Annotated in this window: 2 protein-coding genes; both read right to left on the bottom strand. The window is 56.1% G+C overall.

Annotated features, from left to right (window positions below; genetic code table 11):
• Positions 1–2,186: bifunctional diguanylate cyclase/phosphodiesterase (locus B3M52_RS08645; protein WP_286749406.1), on the bottom strand; the 2,186-nt coding region annotated here is incomplete at its 3' end.
• Positions 2,187–2,240: 54 nt separating this feature from the next.
• Positions 2,241–2,648, bottom strand: a 408-nt coding sequence (locus B3M52_RS08640) for an HD-GYP domain-containing protein (RefSeq protein WP_414673597.1), incomplete at its 5' end; no start/stop codon positions are given.

The raw sequence follows: 2,648 nt of genomic DNA, 5'->3' as shown, positions 1-2,648 counted from the left end.
CGGCTGATCAGGTAACCCTGAATCAGATCGCAGCGGTGATTCTTGAGGAAAGTCAGCTGCTCATGGGTTTCCACGCCCTCCGCCACCACCTGGATACCCAGGTTATGGGCCAGGTTAATCACCGCGCGGGTAATCACTGCGTCGTCGTGGCGCTCGGTAACGTCGGTAATGAAGGAGCGGTCGATCTTCAGCAGGTCCACTGGGAAATCCCGCAGGTAACCCAGCGAAGAGTAACCCACGCCGAAGTCATCAATGGCCAGGTGCACGCCCAGCTTGTGTAGCTTGGTCAGCTGGTTCAGGTTGTGCTCGATATTCTGGATGAAGATCTCTTCGGTCAGCTCCACCTCCAGCCGGCTCGCGGGAACGCCATTGCTTTCCAGCGCTTCCTGGATATGGTCGACAATGCTTTCGTCATCCAGTTCGCGCCCAGAGAGATTCACCGCGATGCGCAGATGGGAGTAGGGGCCTTTCTGCCATTTCGCCAGTTGCCGACAGGCGGCCATGACCACCCAGCGCCCAATGTCGGTAATGCGACCGCTTTCCTCCGCCAGGGGAATGAAGTCCACTGGTGGCAACAGGCCACGGCGAGGATGCTGCCAGCGTATCAAAGCCTCCACGCTGTTGATGGACGAGTCGTTGAGATCCAGTTGCGGTTGGAAATAGAGCACGAACTCGTCGTTGGCCAGCGCGTGGTTAAGATCCTTGTCCAATTCCAGGCGCATGACCTCCCTGTCCTGCATGCCCTCGGTGTAGAACTGATAGGTGTTGCGGCCCTGTTCCTTGGCGCGGTAGAGCGCCACATCGGCATTGCGCAGCAAGGTATCGGCATCCAGGCCGCTTTGAGGATAGACAGCCACGCCCATAGTGGCAGTGATGCTATGTTCCTCACCCTGCACGGCAAACGGCTCTTCAAAGCATTGCTTGATCTGGCCCAGCAGATTGATTACATCATCAATGTTTTCAACATGCTGCTGGCACACCATGAACTCATCGCCGCCGGAATAGGCCACCATCACTTTCTCGTCGCTCAGGGCATTCAGGCGTTCAGCGACTTTGATGAGCAGTTCGTCGCCGAATTGATGGCCGAGAGAATCGTTGAGCGTCTGGAACCGGTCCAGGTCGATCATCACCAGCGCTGCCTGGCGCATCTGACGGTCAGCGATGCTTAGGGTGTGCGCCAGGTCTTCCATGAAAAAACGGCGATTGGCGAGGCCGGTCAGGGCGTCTGTCGTTTCCAGGCGAGCGAGATCCTTTTGCACCGCCTGACGTTGGCTGATTTCCGCATCCAGCTCCCGGCGGGTTTTCAGCAGTGCATGGTTGCGCTTGAGAGTCAGCTGTACCAGGAGTGTGGTAAGGCTGGTCAGCAGGCCCATGAACAGCATGACGATGAAGGTCACAAATGGCCAGCGGCTGCGTTGTTCCTCAACCCACGAGATGGAGGGGGTTACCGCCAGTGTCCAATCGAGTGTTGGCAGGTCAACATCCAGGGTGCGGGAGAACCTGGAGTCTGTTTCCATTGAATCGTTAAGCACGTAGGCGGGGTCACCTTTTTCCCGGATTTCGATGTGGAAGGAGGTCAGGGCGCGGTTGGAAAGCATGTAATTAGCCAGGGTTTCCATCCGGAACACTCCGGCAATAAAGCCGTTGTTGGCGTCACCGGTGGATATGGGCGCATAGATGACCATGCCCTTGCCGCCCTGCTTCAGATCAATGACGCCAGATATATCCAGATCACCGGTCATCTGTGCTTTCTGAAGCGAAGCACGCCGCTCCGGGGAGAAGGCCACATTGAAACCAATGGCGTCTTCGTTACCTTCGATCGGCACCATCCAGCGGATGACATAATCGCGGTCAATCCACTCGATCGCCTGGTAGACGCCAAAATCTGACAGGTATCGGCGGGCGTCTTGCTCCCAGATCTCTTTTGGCGTGTCCGGCAAGGCTTCAAATCGTTTCGCCATGCGGCTGATGGAGTTTGCGTGAACACGGAATTCCCGCTCCAGCCGCTTTGCCATCGAAGTGGCTTCGCTGCCGAGATTGGACTGGATTTGGGTGTGGTCCTGTTTTTCGATGCCGTACTGCAAAACCAGGGCGATTCCCAGAAACACCAGGAAAATCAGTGCCGGAAATGCCGGGTTCAGCAGTCCCCTCACGAACAGGGTTAGCGCCGATGCAGGTTTGTCCACAAAATGCTCCGGTTGATGAGGTGAGTGACTAACATATCGGCCGTATTCATCTAATTATGAGGGATAAACGCTATGATCTGTTACCAATTGCTGAATCCTTCCCTTCAGTGAAATTCCGAAAGCGCCATCCGGCAACGGATGGTGAATCGCTTGCTGCTCTTCGGTTGTCGGGTTTGCCAGGTCAACGATTCGGGGAGGGACCGGCTTTTTGTTGGCATCCATCAGTATCTCAATCCTGGGTTTGAGTTTTTTACCCGGGTGCACAGTCACGATCAGGGCCACTTCCCCGCTATTGAGCTCCACCAGTGTTCCAGGTGGATAAATACCCACCATGCGAATAAAGGCTTCTACCATGTCAGCATCGAACTGCCGGCCCCGATTGCGGTACAGCACGCGGATGGCATCAGACGCCGGAATTCCGTCTCGGTAACAGCGGTCACTGGTCATGGCGTCGAAGGCGTC

It is taken from the genome of Marinobacter sp. UBA2688 (assembly GCF_002352785.1).
In the GTDB taxonomy this organism is placed as follows: domain Bacteria; phylum Pseudomonadota; class Gammaproteobacteria; order Pseudomonadales; family Oleiphilaceae; genus Marinobacter; species Marinobacter salarius.
The sequence above is the reverse complement of the archived record's forward strand: the minus strand, read 5'-3'. Positions and strand labels throughout refer to the sequence as shown.